The 18,395-nt window shown below is 54.6% G+C and carries 18 protein-coding genes; 17 read left to right on the top strand and 1 reads right to left on the bottom strand.

Annotated features, from left to right (window positions below; all coding sequences use genetic code 11):
• The first annotated feature begins 3 nt into the window (after positions 1 to 3).
• From cobM to U6B65_08130, 10 genes are read left to right on the top strand one after another with little or no spacing between them, the layout of a single operon-like run.
• Positions 4 to 768 (top strand): precorrin-4 C(11)-methyltransferase, encoded by a 765-nt coding sequence (cobM, locus tag U6B65_08175; GenBank protein WRS26328.1) that lies wholly within the window; start codon positions 4 to 6, stop codon positions 766 to 768.
• Entirely contained in the window at positions 765 to 1,775 is a 1,011-nt protein-coding gene (locus U6B65_08170) for a cobalt-precorrin 5A hydrolase (protein ID WRS26327.1), read from the top strand. Before cobM ends, U6B65_08170 begins: the two co-directional genes overlap by 4 nt.
• Positions 1,772 to 2,521, top strand: coding sequence for a precorrin-3B C(17)-methyltransferase (cobJ, locus tag U6B65_08165; protein WRS26326.1), 750 nt, complete (start codon positions 1,772 to 1,774; stop codon positions 2,519 to 2,521). The genes U6B65_08170 and cobJ overlap by 4 nt, the downstream gene beginning before the upstream one ends.
• The gene (gene cobK, locus U6B65_08160) at positions 2,518 to 3,282 is read left to right on the top strand and encodes a precorrin-6A reductase (GenBank protein WRS26325.1); all 765 of its coding nucleotides are present in this window, start codon (positions 2,518 to 2,520) and stop codon (positions 3,280 to 3,282) included. The genes cobJ and cobK overlap by 4 nt, the downstream gene beginning before the upstream one ends.
• Positions 3,279 to 4,493 (top strand): precorrin-6y C5,15-methyltransferase (decarboxylating) subunit CbiE, encoded by a 1,215-nt coding sequence (gene cbiE / locus U6B65_08155; GenBank protein WRS26324.1) that lies wholly within the window; start codon positions 3,279 to 3,281, stop codon positions 4,491 to 4,493. Before cobK ends, cbiE begins: the two co-directional genes overlap by 4 nt.
• Positions 4,486 to 5,874, top strand: a complete 1,389-nt coding sequence (locus U6B65_08150; GenBank protein WRS26323.1) for a cobyrinate a,c-diamide synthase — start codon at positions 4,486 to 4,488, stop codon at positions 5,872 to 5,874. Before cbiE ends, U6B65_08150 begins: the two co-directional genes overlap by 8 nt.
• On the top strand, positions 5,862 to 6,818 hold the full coding sequence (cbiB, locus tag U6B65_08145; GenBank protein ID WRS26322.1) for an adenosylcobinamide-phosphate synthase CbiB: 957 nt from the start codon (positions 5,862 to 5,864) through the stop codon (positions 6,816 to 6,818). Before U6B65_08150 ends, cbiB begins: the two co-directional genes overlap by 13 nt.
• A gap of 14 nt (positions 6,819 to 6,832) precedes the next feature.
• Complete coding sequence (locus U6B65_08140) at positions 6,833 to 7,915, top strand: threonine-phosphate decarboxylase (protein ID WRS26321.1); 1,083 nt, start codon at positions 6,833 to 6,835, stop codon at positions 7,913 to 7,915.
• Positions 7,900 to 9,393, top strand: a complete 1,494-nt coding sequence (locus U6B65_08135) for a cobyric acid synthase (protein ID WRS26320.1) — start codon at positions 7,900 to 7,902, stop codon at positions 9,391 to 9,393. Before U6B65_08140 ends, U6B65_08135 begins: the two co-directional genes overlap by 16 nt.
• Positions 9,394 to 9,398: 5 nt before the next feature.
• A complete protein-coding gene (locus U6B65_08130; GenBank protein ID WRS26319.1) occupies positions 9,399 to 10,037 on the top strand; it encodes a precorrin-8X methylmutase in 639 nt (212 codons plus the stop codon).
• A 78-nt stretch (positions 10,038 to 10,115) separates the two neighbouring features.
• Here the strand turns inward: U6B65_08130 and U6B65_08125 are convergent, their stop codons facing one another.
• On the bottom strand, positions 10,116 to 10,787 hold the full coding sequence (locus U6B65_08125; GenBank protein WRS26318.1) for a GntR family transcriptional regulator: 672 nt from the start codon (positions 10,785 to 10,787) through the stop codon (positions 10,116 to 10,118).
• Between the two features lie 412 nt (positions 10,788 to 11,199).
• On the opposite strand from U6B65_08125, the gene U6B65_08120 reads away from it, so the two are divergent.
• The 7 genes from U6B65_08120 to U6B65_08090 all read left to right on the top strand — a co-directional run bounded on the left by U6B65_08120 (position 11,200) and on the right by U6B65_08090 (position 18,351).
• Positions 11,200 to 11,694 carry an L-2-amino-thiazoline-4-carboxylic acid hydrolase gene (locus U6B65_08120; protein WRS26317.1) on the top strand — a complete coding sequence of 165 codons (495 nt, stop codon included), beginning with the start codon at positions 11,200 to 11,202 and terminating at the stop codon, positions 11,692 to 11,694.
• A gap of 391 nt (positions 11,695 to 12,085) precedes the next feature.
• Positions 12,086 to 13,306, top strand: a complete 1,221-nt coding sequence (locus U6B65_08115; GenBank protein WRS26316.1) for an ABC transporter substrate-binding protein — start codon at positions 12,086 to 12,088, stop codon at positions 13,304 to 13,306.
• 129 nt (positions 13,307 to 13,435) lie between these two features.
• Entirely contained in the window at positions 13,436 to 14,311 is an 876-nt protein-coding gene (locus tag U6B65_08110) for a branched-chain amino acid ABC transporter permease (GenBank protein WRS26315.1), read from the top strand.
• Entirely contained in the window at positions 14,311 to 15,327 is a 1,017-nt protein-coding gene (locus U6B65_08105; GenBank protein ID WRS26314.1) for a branched-chain amino acid ABC transporter permease, read from the top strand. The genes U6B65_08110 and U6B65_08105 overlap by 1 nt, the downstream gene beginning before the upstream one ends.
• Positions 15,324 to 16,118, top strand: a complete 795-nt coding sequence (locus U6B65_08100; GenBank protein ID WRS26313.1) for an ABC transporter ATP-binding protein — start codon at positions 15,324 to 15,326, stop codon at positions 16,116 to 16,118. The genes U6B65_08105 and U6B65_08100 overlap by 4 nt, the downstream gene beginning before the upstream one ends.
• Positions 16,111 to 16,821 (top strand): ABC transporter ATP-binding protein, encoded by a 711-nt coding sequence (locus U6B65_08095; GenBank protein ID WRS26312.1) that lies wholly within the window; start codon positions 16,111 to 16,113, stop codon positions 16,819 to 16,821. Before U6B65_08100 ends, U6B65_08095 begins: the two co-directional genes overlap by 8 nt.
• Before the next feature lie 252 nt (positions 16,822 to 17,073).
• On the top strand, positions 17,074 to 18,351 hold the full coding sequence (locus U6B65_08090; protein WRS26311.1) for an L-serine ammonia-lyase, iron-sulfur-dependent, subunit alpha: 1,278 nt from the start codon (positions 17,074 to 17,076) through the stop codon (positions 18,349 to 18,351).
• The last annotated feature ends 44 nt before the right edge of the window (positions 18,352 to 18,395 follow it).

The raw sequence follows: 18,395 nt of genomic DNA, 5'->3' as shown, positions 1-18,395 counted from the left end.
GCCATGGCAAAGGTATATTTTGTAGGAGCCGGGCCGGGTGCGGCGGATTTAATCACCCTGCGGGGCAAGGCCCTGCTGGAAAAAGCGGATACGGTGATTTATGCGGGAAGCCTTGTGAACCCCGCTCTGCTGGAATATACAAAGCCGGGCTGCCGGATTTTCAACAGCGCCAAAATGACGCTGGAGGAGGTCATCGGGCAGATGGAGGAGGCGACCACCCGGGGAGAGGAATGCATTGTGCGTCTGCATACCGGTGACCCCAGCCTCTATGGGGCCATACGGGAGCAGATGACCCTGTTGGAGGCAAAAGGCATACCCTATGAGGTGGTGCCGGGGGTTTCCAGCTTTTGTGGAGCCTCCGCCGCTCTGCATGCGGAATATACCCTGCCGGGGATCAGCCAAACTCTGATCATCACCCGGATGGAGGGCCGCACCCCAGTACCTGAAAAGGAAGCACTGGCTGGCCTAGCGGCTCACGACAGCAGCATGGCGCTGTTCCTCAGTGCGGGCATGCTGGGGCAGGTGCAGGAGCAGCTATTGGCGGGAGGGCGACCCCCTGAAACCCCTGCCGCCATTGTATATAAGGCCACATGGCCGGAGGAAAAGGTGTTTCACTGCACCATTGCCGACCTTGCCCGGACGGCAGAGGAAAACGGCATTACCCAGACCGCCCTGATTTTGGTGGGGCATTTTCTGGGCGATTCCTTTGGACGTTCCCGCCTTTATGCCCCTGATTTTTCCACCGGTTACCGGGAGGCGAAGGAATGAGGATCGAAATAGCCTCTTTCACCCAAACCGGCTATGCTTTGGGCGAAAAGCTCCAAGCCGCTTTGCAGGGGATGGGGGATACAGCGGAGTTGACACGGTGTGGAGAAGATGTTTCGGTTTATGATTGGGTCAGCCGCCATTTCAATCAAGTGGAGGCTCTGGTTTTTGTGGGGGCTGTTGGCATAGCGGTGCGGGCGGTTGCACCCCACCTGCGCTCCAAGCTGACCGACCCGGCTGTGGTGGTGCTGGATGAGCGGGCAGGCTTTGCAATTCCTCTCCTTTCGGGGCATGTGGGAGGTGCTAACCGGCTTGCACAGCGCCTTAGCCATATCACTGGTGCAGTCCCGGTGGTCACCACTGCCACCGATCTTCACGGTGCTTGGGCTGTGGATAGCTGGGCAAAATCCCAGCGGCTTTGCATCGCCAATCCCAGCCGAATCAAGGCGGTATCTTCCAAAATATTGGAGGGGAACCCGGTTTCTCTTTATAGCGAAATGCTGGTGGTGGGGCATTTTCCCCCTCCGGTTTTCTTGGCGGAAGAAACGGAAAGCTGTGATGTTTACATTGGCATCCACCTACCACCGGGGGATGCTCTGCATCTTGTTCCTAGTGTGGCGGTGCTGGGAGTGGGCTGTAAAAAAGGCATCCCTGCCGATGTTATCGAGATGCGGTACCAGCGCCTTCTGAAAGAGCATAACCTGCACCCTGCCGCTATCCGCAAGGTCTGCACCATAAACATGAAACAGCATGAACCGGGGCTGGTGGAATTTTGTAAGAACCACGGTCTGCCGCTGGAAGTGTTTTCCCTGGAACAGCTTGAAAAAGTGGAAGGCTGCTTTTGCGCCTCCGAGTTTGTGCGCCGCACCACCGGCGTGGATAACGTGTGTGAGCGCAGTGCCGTTTTGGGCAGTGCAGGGCGGCTTGCGGTGCCTAAAACCGCTGGCGAAGGTGTAACCATGGCGATAGCAGTGGGGGAGTTTTCCTTGGAATTTGAGGTGAAAGAATGAACAAGCTGTATGTAATCGGAATCGGCCCCGGCAGTCCCGAGACCATGACCCCGCAGGCCGCTTCGGCTCTGGAGCAGTCAGAGCTGCTTTGCGGCTATCAGGGCTATATTGACTTGGTGCGGGAGCGGTATCCGGAAAAGCCGATGCTTTCCACCCCCATGACCAAGGAGGTGGAGCGGTGCCGGGCGGCTTTGGAGCAGGCGGTGGCGGGCAAAACCGTGGCCATGCTCTGCAGCGGCGACCCCGGTGTTTACGGCATGGCAGGGCTTCTGCTGGAGCTTTCAGAGCAGTATCCTCCTGTGGATATTGAAGTGGTGCCGGGGGTTACGGCGGCGCTGAGCGGGGCGGCTCTGCTGGGCGCTCCCCTCATGCACGATTTCGCCGTCATATCCCTCAGTGACCGTATGACACTGTGGGCGGATATTGAAAAGCGGCTGCGTTTGGCGGCGCAGGCGGATTTTTCCCTCTGCCTTTATAACCCCTCCAGCCGCCAGCGGAAGGATTATCTGTGCCGTGCAGTGGATATTCTGCTGGAGCTTCTGCCGGGTGAAACCGTCTGCGGCTGGGCCAAAAATATCGGCCGTGAGGGCTGTGACAGCGGCGTTTTAACCCTTGCTCAGCTTCGGGATTTTCCGGCGGATATGTTCACCACTGTGTTTGTGGGCAAAAGCACCACCCGGTTGATTGGCGGCCGTATGGTGACCCCCCGGGGCTATCCTGTGGAGCAAAAGGGAGAGAACCCGTGAAAAACCTGCTGATTTTCGCCGGTACCACCGAGGGGCGGGCCTTAACCCAGCGCCTTGCCGCGTATCCTGTTCATCTGACAGTATGTGTTGCCACCGACTATGGCCGGGAGCTGCTGCCTCCTACCGGGAAGCGGCTGAGGATTCTCACGGAGCGCCTTGACTGTGCTCAAATGGAAGCGCTGATGCGTCAGGAAGCCTTTGCCTGTGTGGTGGATGCCACCCACCCTTATGCCGATGAGGCTACCCGCAACATTGCAGAGGCCGCCCGCCGGGCGGGGGTGCCCTATTTGCGCCTTCTGCGAGAGCAAAGCATGGTGGGGGACTGCCTGTATTTTTCTTCACTGGCAGAGGCGGTGGAAGGGCTGGAGGCCTTGCCGGGGAACATCTTGGCCGCTACCGGCAGTAAAGAGCTGGAGCTTTACACCCGCATTTCTGGCTTTGAAAGCCGGGTTTATCCCCGGGTTCTCCCCACTGTGGAGGCGTTGGAAAAATGCCGGGAGCTGGGCTTTGCCCGGAGCAACATCATCGCTATGCAGGGGCCTTTCAGCATAGCCTTGAATAAGGCGCTTCTGGAGCAGTATTCCATCGGCCTTCTGGTTACCAAGGATGGCGGCCCTCAAGGGGGATTTGCCCAGAAGCAGGAGGCGGCCGAGGCCTCCGGGGCAAGGCTGGTGGTTATTGGCCGCCCCACCGAAGGAGAGGGCCTTGCCTTTGAAGATTTGCTTGATCAACTGCTGAGCCGATTGGAGGTGTCACCGTGAAAATTACCCTTGTTGCCATGGGAATGGGCGGGGGCGAAACCCTTACCCTGAAAGCACAAGCTGCCATCCAATCGGCGGATGCTTTGCTTGGTGCGACCCGCCTGTTGGAAAGTCTTACCCTCTTGCCGGGTCAGCAGACGATTGGAGCCATTGCGGCGGCAGAGATCGCACGCCATCTGGGGGAGAATCCCCAGTGGAACCAAGTTTGTATCCTTTATAGCGGGGATGTGGGCTTTTACAGCGGTGCCGCTGGGCTTTACCCTTTTTTGGAGAGCTATGAGGTGGAAACGGTCTGCGGTGTTTCCACCGTGCAGTATTTTGCCGCCTTGCTGCGCCGTCCGTGGCAGGGCTTTCATCTGGTCAGCGCCCATGGCGGCCCTTGCGACATTGCCGCCCATGTGATCAACCACCGGGAGGTATTTTTCCTCACCGGAGCCGGGGCCTCTGCGGCGGAAATCTGCTGTACCCTGTGCGAAGCCGGGCTGGGGGATACCCAAGTGTGGGTGGGAGAAAACCTTTCCTACCCCCATGAAGAGATCATCCACGGCACCGCCCGGGAGCTGTCGGGGCAGGCCTTTGCTTCCTTGAGCGTGGTGCTGGCCGAGGGTGAGCCTGCCTTTTACCGTGCCGCTGTCACCACTGGCATTGAGGATGAAGCCTTTATCCGGGGAAAGACCCCCATGACCAAGCGGGAGGTGCGGGCGGCCGCCCTTTCCCGGTTGGAAATCCGCCCGGAGGATACCCTATACGATATCGGGGCAGGCACTGGCTCTGTAGCGGTGGAAATGGCTCTGCTGGCCCGGTGGGGCCGGGTGTATGCCATGGAGCAGAATGCCGAAGCCTGCCAATTGATCCGGCAGAATAAGGCTCGCTTTGGCACCCCCAATCTGCATATTCTGGAGGGTCGGGCAGAAGCGTTGGTGGAGGAATTGCCCTCGCCCGATGCCGTTTTCATCGGCGGCAGTGGGGGTGAGCTTTTAGAGATACTGAAAAAGCTGTTGGCTAAAAACCCGGCCGTGCGGGTGGTGATCACGGCTGTTACCCTTGAAACCTTTACCCAAGCCTCTCAGGCTTTGAAAAGCTTGGGCTTTCGGAATCCGGAGGTTTGCCAGCTTTCGGTGAGCCGGAGCGAGCCGCTGGGAAGCTATACCATGCTCAAGGCCCAGAATCCGGTGTTCATTCTTTCAGCGGGAGGAAGGGCCAATGACTGATTTACCTCGTCTGCTTTTCACCGCCTCCGCCAGCGGAACCGGCAAAACCACTGTCACCTGCGGCTTTTTGCAGGCTTTGCTTGGCCGGGGGAAAAAGCCGGTTTCCTTCAAATGCGGCCCGGATTATATTGATCCTATGTTCCACCGAAGGGTGCTGGGGGTTCCCGGCCACAATCTGGATTTGTTTTTCACCTCGGAGCAGGTAACGCTTTCACTTCTGGCCCAAGGTGCGGCCAAGGGGAATATCGGGGTGCTGGAGGGGGCCATGGGCTATTACGACGGCCTTTCCGGCGGCTCGGATACAGCCAGTGCATGGCATATGGCGCAGGTCACCCGCACCCCCTCCATTCTGGTGCTGGAGCCGGGGGGGATGGCTCTTTCAGCGGCGGCGCTGGTTAAGGGTTTTGCCACCTTCCGGGAGAACAGCGGCCTGCGGGGGATTTTGCTCAACCGCTGTGAAAAATCCCGTTTTGAGGCGCTGGCTCCGGTGCTGGAGCGGGAAACCGGCCTCCCGGTGCTGGGGTATCTGCCCCGGCGGGCAGAGTTTGCTTTTGAGAGCCGCCATTTGGGGCTGGTAACCGCCGATGAGGTGGCGGATATTCGCACCCGGCTGGAGCGCCTTGCCGCCCAGCTGGAGCAATCGGTGGATATCTCCGCCCTTTTGGATATTGCCGCATCGGCTCCTCCCTTGGAGGTGGATGCGCCCACTATACAGCCTGCTGTTTGCGGTTCCCCGGTCATTGCCGTGGCACGGGATAAGGCCTTCTGCTTTTATTATGCGGAAAACCTTTCGCTGTTGGAAAAGCTGGGGGCAAGGCTTGCCTTTTTTAGCCCCTTGGGGGATACCGCTCTGCCCGAGGGGACAGCGGCGCTCTATTTAGGGGGCGGCTACCCTGAGCTATATGCAAAACAGCTCTCGGAAAATCTTCTCATGCGGCAGGCGGTTGCCAATGCCGTAGCGGCGGGGATGCCCACTGTGGCCGAATGCGGCGGGTTCCTCTATTTACAGGCGAGCCTTGAGGATGCAGAAAATCAGTCTTACCCGATGGCAGGAGCCTTGCCGGGAAAGGGCTTTCCTACAGGAAAGCTGGGGCGGTTTGGGTACATTGCCCTCACCGCAAAAGAGGATAGTCTCCTGCTTCGGCAAGGGGAAACGGCCCCCGCTCACGAGTTCCATTATTGGGACAGCGACTTCTGCGGGGGGGCTTTTTCTGCCCAAAAGCCGGTAACAGGCCGTCAGTGGTCTTGCGGGCAGGTCAGCGAAAGCCTGTATGGGGGCTTTCCGCATCTTTATTTCTGGGGCAGGCCCCAAATGGCGGAGCGGTTTGTCAAAACCGCCGCCCGTTGGAGCGAAAGGAAGGCACAAACTTGGAACGAATAGCGGCACTCTGCATGGGCTATACACTGGATTTGCTCTTAGGTGATCCACTCTGGATGCCTCACCCGGTGGTGGCCATGGGCAAAGCCATTTCCCGATTGGAAAAGCTTCTGCGCAGGCTTTTCCCGAAAACCCCAGCCGGGGAGTTAGCAGGCGGGGCTATGCTGGCGGGTCTTTTGCCGTCAGTGTCTTTTGGTGCCGGGTGGGTGTTTCTTTGGCTGATGGGCAGGGTACATCCCATAGCCCGGTTGATAGGGGAGGCTTTCCTCTGTTATCAAGTGCTGGCCACAAAATGCCTGCGAGATGCGGTACGTCCCATCTTCAAGGCGCTGAAAGAGAGTAATCTTCCCGCCGCCCGGCTGGCTTTGGGTCAGGTGGTGGGACGGGAAACCAAGGAGCTTGACCGGGAGGAAATCCTCCGTGGAGTGGTGGAAACAGTGGCGGAAAACACCAGCGATGGTGTGGTGGCGCCTATGCTGTTCTTTGCCCTTGGGGGTGCTCCGCTGGCGCTGGCCTATAAGGCGGTCAACACCATGGATAGCATGCTGGGCTATAAAAACGAACGATACCTATACTTCGGCCGGTGGGCGGCTCGTTTGGATGACCTTGCCAACTGGATACCCGCCCGGCTGACCGCCTTGCTGATGATTCCGGCGGCGGCACTCACCGGGCTGGATGCCGGGAACGCCTATAAAATTTGGCGGCGGGATCATCGCAGGCACACAAGCCCCAATGCGCCCCACCCAGAGGCGGCCTGTGCCGGAGCCTTGGGGGTACAGCTGGGGGGAAATGCCCGGTATTTCGGGCAGATGGTGGAAAAGGAAACCTTGGGTGATCCTCTGCGCCCCTTGGAAGAAGAGGATATCCCACGCACCTGCCGCCTTTTGTATGCCACAAGCTTTTTGTGCCTGCTCCTGTGCCTTGGGGGGCTGGTCTTGATTTGGTAGGGAGGGATGCTCTGATGAAGCTGGTGCATGGCGGTGATGTGCTGGGCTTTGAGGAAAAGTATGGCCGCAAACCGCTGGATTTTTCGGTGAACACCAACCCCTTGGGGATGCCCCCGGGGGCTAAAGCCGCCGCCACCCGGGCGCTGGAGGAGGCGGGCGCCTACCCCGACCCTTTGTGCCGAAGGCTGACCGAGGCTTTGAGCAAAAAGGAGGAGATTCCCCCGGAAGCCATTCTCTTTGGCAACGGGGCCGCCGACCTGATTTTTCGCTTAGCCTACGCTTTGCGCCCCAAAAGTGCCATGGTCACCGCCCCCGGCTTTGCGGAATATGCGCTGGCGTTGGGGGCGGCGGGATGCCCGGTACAGCGGCATTTCCTGCGGGAGGATGAGGGCTTTTGCGTTACACCCCGCCTGTTGGAAGAAATACAGCCGGGGCTGGAGATGCTTTTTCTGTGCGAGCCCAACAACCCCACTGGGCAGACCACAGAGCCATCCCTGCTAAAAGCGACTTTAGAGCGGTGCCGCCGCACCGGCACCCGGCTGGTGGTGGATGAATGCTTTGTGGGCTTTTTGGAAAACCCGCAGGAGCATACCCTAAAAGGGTATTTGACGGAATACCCCAATCTGGTGATACTGGGGGCTTTCACCAAGTTGTATGCCATGGCGGGGCTTCGCCTTGGCACCTGCTTCTGCACCGATCCAAGCCTGCTGGAGGGGATGAAAAAAGCCTCCCAGCCGTGGCCGGTATCCTCAGTGGCGCAGGCGGCGGGGCTGGCGGCTTTGGAGGAACCAGACTACCTTGCCAGAACTCGTGAGATGATTGCCGCCGAAAAGGAATATCTGCGCCAGGGGCTTGCGGAGGCGGGCATAATGGTGCTGGGCTCGGAGGCAAACTATTTGTTTTTCAAGTCTCCCATTGTAGATTTCTGGGAGAAAATGGCCCGGGAGGGCATTCTCATCCGTGGCTGTGAGAACTTTCCCGGCCTGAGCGCTGGGTATTTCCGCATTGGAATCAAAACGAGAGCCGATAACCAGCGTTTTTTGCAGGAGCTTCAAACGATACTTGGGCAGGAGGATGGCGGATGGCAAAATCCATAATGATACAGGGTACCATGTCGGATTCCGGAAAAAGCTTAATTTCCACCGGCCTCTGCCGAATATTTAAGCAGGATGGATTCCGGGTGGCCCCCTTTAAGAGTCAGAACATGGCGCTCAACAGCTTTATCACCCGGGAAGGGCTGGAAATGGGCCGGGCGCAGGTAACGCAGGCAGAGGCGGCGGGGGTAGAGCCTTCGGTGCTGATGAACCCTATCCTGCTCAAGCCCACAGGGGAAACCGGCAGTCAGGTGATTGTAAAGGGTGAGGTTCTGGGGGATATGAAGGCCACGGAATACTATGCCTACAAGCATCGGCTCCGGGAGCCTATTTTGGAATGCTACACAGAGCTTGCCCGTACTCACGATGTGATCGTGCTGGAGGGTGCAGGAAGCCCCGCGGAAATCAACCTGAAAAGCGGCGATATTGTCAACATGGGCATGGCCAAAATGGCAGATGCCCCGGTTCTGCTGGTGGGGGATATCGACCGGGGCGGGGTGTTTGCCAGCCTTTATGGAACGGTGGCCCTGCTGGAACCGGAAGAAAAGGCCCGCATCAAGGGAATTGTGATCAACAAATTCCGGGGCGATGTTGAAATCTTGCGGCCCGGGCTGGCTATGCTGGAGGAGATGACCGGTATTCCGGTGGTGGGTGTGGTGCCCATGCTGAATGTACACATAGAGGAGGAGGACGGCCTCTCGCTGGAAAACCGCAGCCAGCAGGCCCCAAAGCCGGTGGATATAGCGGTTATCCGCCTGCCCCGCATCTCCAACTTTACCGATTTTATCCCGTTGGAGAAGCACCCGGCTCTGGGGGTGCGGTATGTAAGCAGTCCCCGGGAGCTTGGCTATCCCGATTTGATTATCCTGCCCGGAACCAAAAATACCATGGCGGATTTGCTGTGGCTGCGCCAAAATGGGCTGGAGGCCGCCATCAAAAAACAGGCGGCGGGAACCCCGGTGCTGGGTATCTGCGGCGGCTATCAAATGCTGGGCAATACCCTTAGTGATCCCCACAATGTGGAAAATGGGGGGGAGCTCCGGGGCATGGAGCTTCTCCCGGTGGAGACCGTGTTTGAGGCCAGTAAAACCCGTAGGCAGGTCAAAGGGGAAATACAGCCGCAGGAGGGCTTTTTTTCCTGCCTGAACGGCTGTGGGCTCACCGGCTATGAAATTCATATGGGCAAGACCGCCCGGCTGGCGCAGGCTCTGCCTTTTGTCCGCTTAGAGGGAGACAGCTTGGATGGTACTGCCTTGGCCAATGTGGCTGGATGCTATATTCACGGGCTTTTTGAGTCAAGGGAAATGGTGCAGGCGCTGGCCGGGGCTCTTTTGACAACCAAGGGTCTTGGCGCACAGCAAGAGGGACTGCCGGATTTTGCCGCCTATAAGGAACAGCAGTATGATCTGCTGGCGGAGGCTTTGCGTCGGGCCTTGGATATGGAACAGATATACCGGATATTAGAAAAGAAGGGGGACTGACCTGTATGGAGATTATGAAGCCGGAAGAAATTGAACGCCGCAGTATGGAGATCATCAGCGAAGAGCTGGGAGACTACACTCTGGATGAGGAAAACGAAGCCGTGATCAAGCGGGTGATTCACACCACCGCTGATTTTGATTTTGCGGATATTCTGGAGTTTTCCCCTTATGCTGTTTCGCTGGGCATTAAGGCTCTGCGGCGGGGTGCAGCTATCATCACCGACACCCAGATGGCCAGAGCAGGTATTAACAAAAAAGCAGCAGGTGAGCTGAAATGCCCCATCTGCTGTTATATGAACGATTTGGATGTGGCCAAAAAGGCCGAAGAAGAGCAGACCACCCGGGCGAAAGTTTCTATGGATAAAGCCGCTTCCCTTTGGCCTGTAGGAATTTATGTGGTGGGCAATGCCCCCACCGCCCTCATTCGCCTGCACCAGCTCATTGAAGAAGAAAAGATCTTCCCACCCCTGATTGTGGGCGTTCCCGTAGGCTTTGTGAATGTGGTGGAAAGCAAAGAGCTGATCTTGCAGAGCAAAACCCCTTATATTGTTTCTCGTGGCCGCAAGGGGGGCAGCACGGTAGCCGCCGCCATTATCAACGCCATGCTGTATCAGGCAGCTCCCAGAGATACACAGCCCAAGTGAACAACAAAGGGTTAAAAAAAGGAAGTGCTTTCACGGTTAAAAAACCGGAAGGCACTTCCTTTTCTGTGGGAAACCCCGCTATTTATGAAGGCGGGAAAAATTGGGGCGAAGCCCGGATTCTGCCCCGTCAAAGGTGCTGATATCCTGCCGCAGGTATTCCAAAGCCATCTCCTTGCTGCCGGTGCGGATGCAGTCCACCACTTTTCTGTGGCAGCCCGCAGAGCTGAGAAAAGAAGTGGTTTGGTGCCATTTATCCCAGTAAAATTGAGCATAGGCCCGGTTAAGAACCCGCAGGGTTTCGCTGATGCGGTCATAAAGGTAGCGATTTTGGAAGCAGGACATCAGCTCGGTATGGAACTCTGTGTTCATCTGCCAGTGCTCCAAAACATTGTATTCCTTGCCCTCCTGATAGTGCTGGTCCAGCATTTGCTGGAGGCGTTCCACATGGGTTTGATCCAGCATGGACCAATAGGTATCCAATGCGCCAACCTCGATAATCATGCGGAAATCCTGAATCTCCTGCACATCCCGGTCGGTAATGCGCACAACCTCGTAGCCGCACCGGGGAATGCTGCGCAGAACCCCCTCGTTGCAAAGCTCGATCAAAGCCTCACGAACAGGGGATTTGCTGACCCCGAATTCCTCTACAAGAGCTTTCTCGTTAATTAAAGATTCCAGGGGATAGCTCCCTTGAATAATATTTTCCAGTACCTGGCTGTAAATTCGTTCTTTAAGGCTTTGAACAGGCATTATACCAGTCTCCTTCTGTGAATCAACAAAGAATGTATTGCCGTAAAAATTCTGGCTGAGAGGCCAAAAAATATGCCGGGCCAGGGCCAGAACCGGCTATTGGTCTATTTCAATGAAAATAGTAAAAAGATTTGGGTGGGTGCACAAAATATTAAAAACTCTATTGATTTTTTTGTCCCATGCTGGTATTATCAGTCCATAACGCAACTGATAATACCAGTAAGATATCACGAATTGCGGAAAAATGCAATACAGAAAGACAGGCTGTTTTTTTTAAAAGCTCTGGTATGATTAATAATACATCAGAAACATACCAAGCCATAAAGCCAAATAATCTGGAACATACTCTGTTTTTGCAGGGGATGCTTCCGGTGAGGGAAAATATGATTGATGATGAGAGGGGTAACTTACTATGTCTAAAATTACCAATAACGCCAACAAGGTTTCTGAGCCTGTTCAGGTCAACCGTGACCAGATTGAGCACCGCGCTACTTGGATGGCACTGATCTATGATGAGATGGTTAAAGCCGGAATCGACGCAGAGCCCATTATCCGCCGTGCCATTCGCCGCTGCGGCCGTTTTCATGGCGAAATCTTCAAATCCAAATGTGCCGATCCCAGCAATTGCGGCGATTTCCGTGAAGCCTTTTTGGGCGATCTGGGCGTAAACACCTTCAATATGGATAACATTGGCGCCGACAGTGACAATGTCAACGTAGATTTCCATTACTGCGCACTGGTCAATGCATGGCAGAAGCAGGGCTTTGATGATGCCACCATCGATCTCCTCTGCGACATGGCTATGGAAGGCGACCGCGGTATTGCCGATGCTATGGGCCTGAGCCTTGACCTGAAAGAGACCATTGCACAGGGCTGCTCCAGCTGCGTGCTCCACTTCCACAAGTAAGAAATTTTGTTATTTGTGGTGCTCTCTGGTCTATAGGCTGTTCCCATATGTGATACATAGGGATTGTTTTATAGTAGAATTCGTGTCAAACAGTTATGAGTGTTTGACACAACAGGCCCAAAGGGCTGTAATGCGGTGCGGATGCACCCGCATGAATTCGTTCTTTATAGTGATTTGGGATATTTTTTCTCCTGCGGGCCTGCCCCGCACACATAAAACAGGAATTTGTTTTATGTGCAAATGACTATACATACAAATATACTCATAATGATTTGATTTTGAAATGGCTTGGCCTGCCTTTCCAAAATGAAATAGAGACGGCATTCACACCGCCTGTGGCCCGCCTGGGCCGGTTGCAGGCATATGCGACACAAACAAGAGGAGAAGTTTTATGAAAAGAATAGTATCACTTCTGTTGATTGCAGTTCTGGCACTGGGAACACTTGCCGGCTGCGGAAGCTCCAGCACCCCGGCATCCAGCACCCCCGCCGCTTCTCAGGGAGAAGCTTCAACCGCCGGAACCGATACACCCGCTCCTGCTGAAAAGGGAACCATTAAGCTGGGCGTTTTGGCCCCGCTGACCGGAACCAACGCCGAATACGGCAAAGGCTTTGAAGTTGGCATGAAGATGGCTGTGGATAAGATCAATGCAGCCGGCGGCGCCAATGGCTACCAGCTTGAGCTGGTTGTGAAGGATTCCAAGGGTGATGCAAAAGAAAGCTCCGACCTTGCCCGCCAGTTTGCCGATGATGAAAGCGTTCTGGCTATTTTAGGCGATTTCACCTCCGGAAGCTGCATGGCCAATGCGCCTATCGTGGATGAGGCCGGTATCGTTCAGCTTTCTCCCACCGCCTCCAACCCGGATTATGCTGCTATGAGCCCCTACTGCTTCAGCATCATGGGCCGTCAGGACGGCGAGGCTCCTTTCTATGCCAAATACATTCTTCAGAAGTATATGGGCATGAAAAAAGTTGGCGTTATCTACATAAACAGTGACTGGGGCCAATCCTGCTATGATAACTTCAAGAAAGAAGCCGATGCAATCGGTCTGGAAATTGTTGAGACTGTCAGCTATGTGCAGGATGAAAAGGACTTTTCTTCCCTGATCACCAAGCTGAAAGCAGCGAACCCTGAAGTAATCGCTATCATGGATCAGGGTGCTGTTCCTCAGGTTATCAACCAGATTCGTGGAACCGGTTGGGATATTCCCATCACCACACTGGGGCCTGGAACTTCTCAGCAGCTTCTTGATTTGGCCGGTGCCAATGCCGAAGGCCTGCTGCTGACCTCTCCCTTCTTCTTCAACGAGGACGACAAAGATTTGATGGCTTGGAAAGAAGAGTTTGTTTCCAAAGCCGGTTTCCAGCCTACCATTCACCCTGCCTGCGCCTATGACACCGTGAACCTGATTGCAGCAGCAATCGAAGCAAGCGGCGATGGCGAGGTAACCCGCCAGACTATCCGCGACAATCTGGCCGCTGTTGAGATGACCGGTGTTACCGGCCCCATCAAGTTTAATGAAGCTGGCGATATTACCCGTCAATACCTGATTTGCGGCGTTGAAAACGGCAAGTATGTCATCAAGGAAGGCTTTGATTATTCCAAATCCTAAGACTGGGCCGAGATTTCTTTAAGCCCAAGGTACTGTGCTTTTTGATTCTGAAATAGGTGGGAGGCGCTTTGCGATTGGATTAAAATTGTAGAGCGTCTTTTGCTTTAAGCTTCAATTGGGGAGGCCAATATGGTTTATGTTTTAAATCAGCTAATTAACGGCCTATGTCAGGGTGCCATTTATGCCCTGATGGCCATCGGATATTCTGTGGTGGTTGGTGTGGTGGGCATGGTAACCTTTACTCATGGTGAGGTTATTATGATTGGGGCCTTCGCCGCCTACTACACCTTCTTACTCTGCGGGAACAACCTGTTCATCGGATTTATTGTCAGCTTTGCCGCCTCCTGGGTTTTGGGCATGCTGGTGTATAAGGTATGCTATGAGCGGTTCTTCAATGCGCCCCGGCATATTTCCCTTCTGTGCACCATCGGTTTTAGTATGCTGGTGAAAAACCTTGCGCAGATGGTGTTCGGCCCCAACCAGAAACCGATGCTGGATGTGGTGGATAACACCTTTTACGAATTGGGCAGTGCCCAGATCACCCTTGTTCAGCTGGTGATCATCGCCACAGTTATTGTGCTGGCTGTGCTGCTTTCTCTGCTCTTTAACAAAACGAAGTTCGGCATCCGGCTCAAGGCGGTCAGTCAGGATAAGAGCGCTTCCTACCTGATGGGCATCAACGTTAAGCGCACCGCTATGCTGGGCAATTGTCTGGGCTGCGGCTTGGGTGGTGTGGCCGGTTTGCTGCTGGCTATTTATTACCAGACACTTCAGGCAACCATGGGTGGCTCGCTGGGTATGAAGGCCTTTGCCTCCTCGGTTATGGGCGGTCTCACCGACGTGCGTTTCTCCGCTTTAGGCGGCCTTTTGATCGGTATTATTGAAAACCTCGGCATTACCATTTCCTCCGCCAGCTTCCGGGATGTTTTTGCCTTTGGATTCTTGATTTTGGTGCTGGTTCTCAAGCCGGAAGGATTCTCTAAGAAGAAGGGGGCCAAGGTATAATGCGTCAAGTGCTGGATACACTCAAAGGCTTCTATCGTCAGCACAGGGTTTTGGTATTTCTGGCCCTTCTGGTAGTGATGATTTTGTTGCCTGTTCTTTTCCCGAAAAGCTATTTTATGGGTGTCATGTGCCGTATTTTGATCTATTCGGTGCTGGCGGGTGCTCTCAATGCCATTAATGGTTACAGCGGCCAGACCTGTTTGGGCATGGCGGGCTTCTTTTGCATTGGCTCTTACTGCGAGGCGATTCTGGCCGTTAAAGCAGGCTGGAACTTTTGGATGATTCTGCCCATAGCGGGTATTGTTACTGCTGCCATTGGCTTTGTGTTGGCGATCCCCACTCTGAAAATGTCGGGCATTTATCTTTCCATCGTAACGCTGGGCTTTTCCGAGATTGTTCGTCTTATTGCCCTGAACTGGACCGGCCTGACCGGTGGGCCTATGGGCATCAAGGGCATTCCGGTTCCCAGCTTCTTTGGGTTTGAGATCAAGAATTCCCGCTCCTATTACTACATCTTTCTGGCTCTTGCGGTGCTGTTTATTTTTGTCACCAACCGGGTCATCAAATCCCGGGTGGGAAGGGCTTGGATTTCCATCCGTGAGGATCAGCTGGCCGCTCGCTCTCTGGGTGTGCAGGCCTCCCGTTACAAGGCTCTCAACTTTACCTACGGCGCTTTCTGGGCTGGGTTGGCCGGTGCCTGCTACGCCCCTTATGTGCGGTTTATCGATTCAACCTTCTTCACGTTGGATGAGGGCTGGAACATTCTTTCCATGGTAATCATCGGCGGGCAGGGAACCCTCGTAGGCCCGGTTGTGGGCTCGGTTCTGGTCAACTTCCTCACCGAGTGGCTGCGGCCCATCGGCCAATGGAGAATGGTGGCCTATGCTCTGCTGATCATTGTGATCATGTGGTGCCGCCCCCAGGGTCTGGTTGGCTCTTCGGACAGTATTCTTGCCGGACGCAGCATTCGCCGCAAGGTCTCCAAGGATAAGAAGAAGGAGGGAGCAAGAGTATGAGTGCTGTTTTGGAAGCAAAGGATATCTGCATGTATTTCGGCGGCCTGAAAGCGGTTGAAAAGGTCAATATGACAGTCAGCCAAGGCGATGTCTTCGGCATCATCGGCCCCAACGGCGCTGGAAAAACCACCTTCTTCAATGTATGCTCAGGCATTTATCAGCCCACCTCCGGCGATATTCTTCTCCACGGCAAAAGCGTGATCGGCCTGCGGCCGGAGCAGATTGCCGAACGGGGAATGGCCCGAACCTTTCAGAACATCAAGCTGTTCAACTATATGTCGGTGCTGGAAAATGTAAAGATCGGGTTCCACAACAAAACCTCCACCGGTATATGGGATGCAATCCTGCGCACAAAAACCTTCCGCAAAGACGAGGAATACGCCACCCAAAAGGGGCTGGAGATTCTGGAGCTGGTTGGGCTCAGCGAGTTTAAGGATACCTTAGCGGGCAATCTGGCTTATGGTATTCAGCGTAAGGTGGAAATCGCCCGGGCACTGGCACTTGATCCCAGCATTCTTTTGCTGGATGAGCCTGCCGCTGGTATGAACCCCAACGAGACCATGTCTCTCATGGGGCTGATCAAGGAACTGAGCGCCAAGGGCTATACCATTGCGGTTATTGAGCATGATATGAAATTTGTAATGAATTCCTGCAACCAGATTTTGGTGCTGAATTTCGGCCAGAAAATCTGTGAGGGTGGCCCGGATACGGTTAAATGCTCCAAGGATGTTCAGGAGGCCTATTTTGGCAAGGGAACCATTGCAGGAGAGGCGGTGCGCACCAATGCTTAAAATCGAGAATCTTTCTGTAAATTACGGCTACATCACAGCTCTCACCGATGTGAGCCTGCATGTGGAAAAGGGCCAGATTATCACCCTGATCGGCGGCAATGGCGCGGGAAAAACCACCACTCTCATGTCCATCTCCAATTTGGTGGAAAAGGATGGGGGAACCATCAGCTTTAAAGGAACGGATATCACCCGCCTTTCGCCGGAAAAGATTGTAAAAATGGGCCTGAGCCATGTGCCCGAGGGCCGCAAGATATTCCCCGGCCTTTCGGTTTATGAGAATTTGATCGCCGGCTCGCTGGGCAATCCCGGTCTGAGCAAAACGGATATTGAGCGCCTGTTGGAATACAACTATAAGCTTTTCCCCCGCCTCAAGGAGCGCACCAAGCAAAATGGCGGCAGCCTTTCCGGCGGTGAACAGCAGATGCTGGCCATTGCCCGGGGCCTGATGATGGACCCTGAGCTGATTATGCTGGATGAGCCTTCGTTGGGCCTTGCCCCCATCATTGTGGAGGAAATCTTTGAGCTGATCATGGAAATCCGCAAGGATGGCAAAACAGTGCTTCTGATTGAACAAAATGCCTCCATGGCACTTTCCATTGCCGATTGGGGCTATGTGCTGGAAACCGGCAAGGTTATCATGGAAGGGGAGGGCCGTTCCCTCCTGCAAAATCCTGAGGTTATCAAGGCCTATTTGGGCGGATAAAACAGAGGTTTGTTGCCACACACCGCCAACCACACAAAGCATTCCGGTTGGCGGTATAGGCAGCAGGCGGAACCACTGCACAGAAGCAGAATAAAATATTGGAAAATATCCAAAAGCTTTTCACTTTATGTTATAATCATATCACAAAGCATACTAGCGCTTAATCAGTGATTGCCTGCCGGTTTGAAGCAGGAAAATCCGACAACGCCATTTGCAGAAAAAACAATAATTTGACAAGAAGGGGGATCTAAAATGGAGCAGAAGGTGTATAATGCTTATGTTGCTATTTTGGAAAATGAGCTGGTTCCAGCATTAGGGTGTACCGAGCCCATTGCAATTGCCTACGCAGCCGCTAAGGCCAGAGAGATACTGGGCAAAATGCCGCAGGCCATCGTAGTCAACAGCAGTGGGAACATTATCAAGAATGTCAAGGGGGTCACAGTACCCAATTCCGACGGGTTGGTCGGAATCAATGTTGCCGCCATTCTCGGAGTGGTGGGGGGCAATGCATCCAAGGAGCTGGAGGTATTGGCCGATATTGTGCCAGAGCATATTGAGCAGACAAAGAAGCTCATGGAGCAGGATTTTTGCACCTGCGGATTGGTGGAAGGCGTAGAGGGCCTTTACATATGGGTGGAGGCAAAGGCCGGAGAAGATACAGTCTCGGTGGAGATTACCGGCAAGCACACCTACATCACTAAAATCGAGAAAAACGGTGAGGTTCTGTTTACCCAGCCGGCGCCGGATGGTCACGAGAACCCGGCAGCGGATAAGGATCTTCTGGATGTGGCGGATATCATCACCTTTGCAGATACAGTTCGGCTGGAAGATGTGGACGATGTCATCAATCGCCAGATCAACTTCAACAGTGCTATTGCGCAGGAGGGCCTTGCAGGGAGCTGGGGCGCCCAGATCGGCAAAACACTTCTCAAGCATTATGGCAAAGAGGATGTGCAGATCAGAGCCAGAGCCGCTGCTGCCGCTGGGTCGGATGCCCGCATGAACGGCTGTGCCATGCCGGTGGTCATCAATTCCGGGAGCGGCAATCAGGGTATGACCGTTTCTCTGCCGGTTGTGGAATATGCCCGTGAGTGGAATAAAAGCCACGAGGAGCTGATTCGTGCGCTGGTGCTTTCCAACCTGATTGCCCTTTTGCAGAAGAAATATCTGGGCAGTCTTTCGGCCTTCTGCGGCGCTGTTTGTGCCGCAACCGGAGCCGCCAGCGGCATCACCTATCTCCATGGCGGCCGCTACGAGGAAATTTCCAAAACCATCACCAATACCCTAGCCAATGTGGGCGGCATTGTCTGCGACGGAGCAAAATCCTCCTGCGCGGCTAAAATTGCCTCGGCTGTGGATGCAGGTATTCTTGGCTTTATCATGAGCACCGAGGAGGGCAATTCCTTCAATTCCGGTGAGGGCCTTGTAAAAGACAATGTGGAGCGCACCATCGAAAGCTTTGGCCGTATGGGCCGTGAAGGTATGCGCGGCACCGATATTGAGATTCTCAACATTATGCTGGAAAAATAATTCTGTGGCAGATTGCTTCGCCAACCTGTTTTCAGAGAAAGGAT

This window comes from Oscillospiraceae bacterium MB08-C2-2 (genome assembly GCA_035621215.1).
Lineage (GTDB): Bacteria > Bacillota > Clostridia > Oscillospirales > Ruminococcaceae > WRAV01.
Note: the sequence above shows the minus strand (reverse complement) of the source record. Positions and strands in the feature narration are given on the sequence as shown.